This is a genomic window from Dokdonella sp. (assembly GCF_051958935.1).
Lineage (GTDB): Bacteria > Pseudomonadota > Gammaproteobacteria > Xanthomonadales > Rhodanobacteraceae > Dokdonella_A.
In genome coordinates, this window is the sequence record NZ_JBQCFP010000041.1 from 1 (window position 1) to 5,354 (window position 5,354).

A 5,354-nucleotide genomic window follows, 5' to 3' on the forward strand; every position below is an offset into this window, starting at 1 on the left:
ACCCACGCGGCATGGCTGGATCAGGCTTGCGCCCATTGTCCAATATTCCCCACTGCTGCCTCCCGTAGGAGTCTGGACCGTGTCTCAGTTCCAGTGTGGCTGATCATCCTCTCAGACCAGCTACGGATCGTCGCCTTGGTGAGCCATTACCTCACCAACTAGCTAATCCGACATCGGCTCATCTTATCGCGTGAGGCCTTGCGGTCCCCCACTTTCACCTTTCGGTCGTATGCGGTATTAGCGTAAGTTTCCCTACGTTATCCCCCACAACAAGGCAGATTCCGATGTATTCCTCACCCGTCCGCCGCTCGCCACCAGGGTTGCCCCCGTGCTGCCGCTCGACTTGCATGTGTTAGGCCTGCCGCCAGCGTTCACTCTGAGCCAGGATCAAACTCTTCAGTTAAAACTTCAGGCTTTCGGGCCGAGGCCCTACGACCAAACTTCTGAGTGAGAACCAAGCACTGTAAAGCTTATGCTTTGACGTTTGCTTGGACGCACTTTGTATCGATGGACTTGCATCCACCACAAGGCGCCCACACAAGTTACCTGCGCACACTTTCAAAGATCAAAGGCTTGCGAGATTCTTCTTTTCTCGCGCCTCAGGACATTTCGTCCGAGGGAGCCGCATATCTTACATCGTTTTTCGCATCCGTCAACACCTCGATGCGAACTTTTTTCTGCTTGCCGACTCGGCGTTTCCGCTCCGTCGTCGCCTCCGTCGTTCGGTTCGTTTCGAACCAGCCGTCGAAGGGGCGCGCATCTTACATCCGATTCCCGATTCGTCAACCCCTCGCCGCGAACTATTTTTGCTCGTGGCGGGCACTGCGTTTCCGGGTTTCGCCTCCGCCGATTTCACCGCGAAGGCGAGTCGTCGAAGGGGCGCGCATCCTACATCCGATTCCCGTTTCGTCAACCCCTCGCCGCGAAATATTTTTCTTCGCGGCAGGCGCTGCGTTCCGGCTCTCGCCTTCGTCGATTTTGCCGCGAGAGCGAAGTCGTCGAAGGGGCGCGCATCCTACATCCGATTCCCGTTTCGTCAACCCCTCGCCGCGAACCATCTTGCTTCGTGGCGGGCACTGCGTTCGGGGTCTCCCTTCTCAGGCTTCGCCGTCAGGCCGGCCGTCGAAGGGGCGCGCATCTTACATCCGATTCCCGCTTCGTCAAGCCGTCGCGGCGAGCTGTCTTTCCTGCGTGCCGCGACGCTCCGCGGAGCATTGGCTTTCGCCCGCAAGGGGAGCCGTCGAAAGGGCCGCGGATCCTACAACCAAACGCGAATCCGTCAAGCCCGTCGACGAAGCCGATTCGACCCGTCCGGCGAAGATCAACCGGCGACCAGGCGCACCCGTGCGAATGCGCGCTTGCCGACCTGCAGAAGCAGCTCGCTTCCGGGCGCGAGCACGAGTTCGCGGTCCTCGATCACCGCACCGTCGATGCGCAGCGCGCGCTCGGCCATCTTGCGGCCGGCTTCCGAGTTGCTCGCGGCGAGTTTCGCCGCGACGAACAGCGGCGCGACGCGGATTCCGCCGGCCGGCACGGCGATGTCCTGCAGCGGCAGGTCGACGTCGACGCGTTGCTCTCGCACGAGCGCGGTCCACTGCGCGACCGCGTTTTCCGCGGCCGCCGCGTCATGGAAGCGGGCCGCCAGCTCGCGCGCGAGGCCGAGCTTGGCATCGCGCGGATGCAGTTGCCCCGCCGCGACGTCGGCTTTCAGGCGCGCAATGTCCGCATTGCTGCGCTCAAGGCTCAACAACTCGTACCAGCGCCACATGAGCTCGTCGCCGATCTTCATCGTCTTGTTCACGATGTCGATCGCGGGCTCGGCGATGCCGACGTAGTTGCCGAGCGACTTGGACATCTTGGCGACGCCGTCGAGCCCCTCGAGCAGCGGCATCGTCAGCACGATCTGCGGCGGCTGGCCGTAATGCTCCTGCAGGCCGCGCCCCATGAGCAGGTTGAACTTCTGGTCGGTGCCGCCGAGCTCGACGTCGGCCTCCAGCGCGACCGAGTCGTAGCCCTGCACCAGCGGATAGAGGAATTCGTGGATCGCGATCGACTGCTGCGCCGCGTAGCGCTTGGCGAAATCGTCGCGCTCGAGCATGCGCGCGACGGTGTGCTGGGCCGCCAGCTTGATCATGTCCGCCGCCGCCATGCGGCCGAACCATTCGGAGTTGAAACGCACCTCGGTGCGCTCGCAATCGAGGATCCTGAACACCTGCTCGGCATAGGTCCTGGCGTTCGCCTCGATGTCCTCGCGCGAGAGCGGCTTGCGCGTCACGTTCTTGCCGGTCGGGTCGCCGATCATCCCGGTGAAGTCGCCGATCAGGAAGATCACCCGGTGGCCGAGGTCCTGGAACTGGCGCATCTTGGTCAACAGCACCGTGTGGCCGAGGTGCAGGTCCGGCGCGGTCGGGTCGAAACCCGCCTTGATGCGCAGCGGGCGGCCGAGCCTGAGGCGCGCCTCGAGGTCTTCCATTTTGATGATTTCGTCGGCGCCACGACCGATGAGGTCGAGCGCAGCCTGGATGTCCGTCATGAATGTCCCCGTGCGCGCGGCGCTAGGTCGGCCGCGGCGCGTGTCGCTGGTGGCTGGAAAATCGACGCCGAATGGGGCGCCGCGGTTAATAATTCGTTAGTCAACGATAGTTCGCAAGTCCTTGTCGCCATTGGCATTGACGCCGGCGCAGCAACGCAATTATGGTACCCCGCGATCGATTGGGCTGCGACCTGTGAACGACCTCCGCAACGACAACAACAACGCTCGCCACAAGGCTCGTCGTCTCACCCTCCGGCGCCATGCGCAACGCCGGCATTTCCATTTCTATTCGCGCGTGTCGAACTGGACGTTCCTCCAGAACGTCTCGGCCTCCCCGATCAGTTGGCGCGCCGAGCACTGGATCCTCGGCGGCGTGTGCGTCTTGCTGACCGCCTTGGTCGGCATCGTGATCCCGACCTTCGCCAACGCCACGCGGCATGAGCCGTCCCCCGTACCTTACACGACGCTGGCCCTCGAGCTGCCCCGGCTCGCCGGCGAGGAAGCCGATCCCGCCATTGGCGCTTACGCGGCGCGGATCGAGCCGGAATGGCAGGTCGTGACCGTGCGCGCCGGCCAGTCGTTGTCGGACATTTTCCGCGAACAGGGCTTCGCCCCCACCGACCTGCAGCGCGTGCTCGACTCGCAGGACGATGCGTCCGCGCTGCGCCGCATCCGTCCCGGCCAGGAATTCGCGTTCGCCCACGCGCCGGACGGTTCGCTCGCCGCGATGCGCTTCGAACGCGGCGATGCGACGCGCGTGGTACTCCATTTCGGCACCGGCGGCGTCACCGAAGCGGCGGTCGAGCGCGCCGTCGAGCGCCGCACGCACGTCGCCCACGGCGTCGTCACCCGCTCGCTGTTCTATGCAGGCGAACGCGCCGGCCTCAGCGACGGCATGGTGCTCAAGCTCGCCGACGCATTCGGTTACGACATCGACTTCGCCCAGGATCTGCGCGAAGGCGACAGCTTCAGCGTCATCTACGACGACGTCTACCGCGATGGCGAGCGGCTGCGCGACGGCGACATCATCGCCGCGACGTTCGTCAACCAGGGCAAGCGCTACACCGCGATCCGCTACACCAATGCGGACGGCGAGACGACGTACTACACCGAGGATGGCCGCCCGCTGCGCAAGTCGTTCCTGCGCACGCCGGTCGAGTTCACGCGCATCTCCTCGACGTTCTCCACCGGCCGCATGCACCCGGTGCTCGGCTACATGCGCGCGCACAAGGGCGTCGACTACGCCGCACCGACCGGCACGCCGATCCGCGCCGCCGGCGACGGCAAGATCACGTACCGCGGCTGGATGTCCGGCTACGGCAACTTCGTGATCGTGCAGCACAACGCGCACATCAGCACCGCGTACGGCCACATGTCGCGCTTCGCCAGCGAACGCCTCGGCGACCACGTCAAGCAGGGCCAGGTCATCGGCTACGTCGGCATGACCGGCCTCGCCACCGGCCCGCACCTGCACTACGAATTCCGCGTCGACGGCGGCCATCGCAATCCGCTGACCGTGACGCTGCCGCCGCCCGAACCGCTGCCGGCGAGCCAGCTCGCGCAATTCCGCCAGCAGGCGGCACCGCAGCTCGCACGACTCAAGATGGTCGATGCGATGCAGCTCGCGAACGCCAAAGACTGACGTGGCGTCCGCGTCGCGCGCGCCGCTCTACCTCGGGCTCATTTCCGGCACCAGCGCCGACGGCATCGACGCCGCACTCGTGCGTTTCGAGCCGCGGGCCGAACTGGTCGCTGCCCGTACCTTCGCTTACGAACCCGCATTGCGCGAGCGCGTGCTCGCGTTCGCGCGCAGCGCGGTCGAGGTCGCGCTCGACGACTTCGGCAGGCTCGACGTCCAGATCGGCGGCGCATTCGCCGACGCCGCGCTCGCACTGATCCGCACCAGCGGCGTGGACGCCGGCGACATCGCCGCGATCGGGTCGCACGGCCAGACCGTCTGCCACCGGCCATCGGGCCCGCTGCCGTTCACCCTGCAGGCTGGTGACCCGAATGTCATCGCCGAACGCACGGGGCTGACGACCATCGCCGACTTCCGGCGCGCCGACGTCGCGGCCGGCGGCCAGGGCGCGCCGCTGCTGCCGGCACTGCACGCCGCCGTGTTTGCCGACCTCGTGGCTGCACGCGCGATCCTAAACCTCGGCGGCATCGCCAACGTGACCCTGCTGCGGCCGGGCGCGGTGGTGATCGGTTTCGACACCGGCCCGGCGAACTGCCTGCTCGATGCCTGGGCTGCGCGCCACCGCGGCGTCGCGCGCGACGACGGCGGCGCTTGGGCATCGAGCGGCACGGTCCGGGCCGACCTGCTCGCCGAATGGCTGCGCGAGCCCTATTTCTCTGCATCGCCGCCGAAGAGCACCGGGCGCGAGCACTTCAATCTCGACTGGCTCGATGCGCGCGTCCCCGCGGGCGCCGCGCCGGTCGACGTGCAGGCGACCCTGCTCGCGCTCAGCGCCCGCAGCATCGCCGACGCGTTGCGCGCGAGCGGCATACGCGAGGTGTTCGCCTGCGGCGGCGGCGTACACAATGCCGCGCTGATGTCGGCACTGCGCTCGGAATTGCCGGGCACGACCGTCGATACGACCGCCGCGCTCGGCGTGGACCCGGACTTCGTCGAAGCGGCCGGGTTCGCCTGGCTCGCGCGCGCCCGCCTGCTCGGCGTACCCGGCAACCTGCCGAGCGTGACCGGCGCGCGCGGGCCACGCCTGCTCGGTGCGGTTTTCGGCGGACCGCCGACGGCGGGAGCCGGCACGCGCTAGCAGGATGTTGAAAAAGGCGCTATCCAGCGCTTTTTCAACTCAGC

General features: G+C 66.5%; 3 protein-coding genes and 1 rRNA gene. 2 read left to right on the forward strand and 2 right to left on the reverse strand.

Features of this window, described 5'->3' with window-relative positions; translation table 11 throughout:
• A 16S ribosomal RNA gene (locus ACTHK2_RS03955) occupies nt 1-403 on the reverse strand; the annotation flags it as partial.
• Between the two features lie 918 nt (nt 404-1,321).
• Nucleotides 1,322-2,533, reverse strand: coding sequence for a tyrosine--tRNA ligase (tyrS, locus tag ACTHK2_RS03960; RefSeq protein WP_440244396.1), 1,212 nt, complete (start codon nt 2,531-2,533; stop codon nt 1,322-1,324).
• A gap of 193 nt (nt 2,534-2,726) precedes the next feature.
• Between tyrS and ACTHK2_RS03965 the strand changes: the two genes are divergently transcribed.
• Together ACTHK2_RS03965 and ACTHK2_RS03970 are read left to right on the forward strand one after the other, a co-directional pair.
• Nucleotides 2,727-4,175: an OapA family protein gene (locus ACTHK2_RS03965; protein ID WP_440244397.1), complete on the forward strand. Its 1,449-nt coding sequence runs from the start codon at nt 2,727-2,729 to the stop codon at nt 4,173-4,175.
• A 1-nt stretch (nt 4,176) separates the two neighbouring features.
• Complete coding sequence (locus ACTHK2_RS03970; RefSeq protein WP_440244398.1) at nt 4,177-5,310, forward strand: anhydro-N-acetylmuramic acid kinase; 1,134 nt, start codon at nt 4,177-4,179, stop codon at nt 5,308-5,310.
• Nucleotides 5,311-5,354 lie beyond the last annotated feature (44 nt).

Excerpts from the sequence above, each read along its gene's own strand:
- tyrS (WP_440244396.1), bottom strand. The coding sequence starts at position 2,533 with ATGACGGACATCCAGGCTGCGCTCGACCTCATCGGTCGTGGCGCCGAC.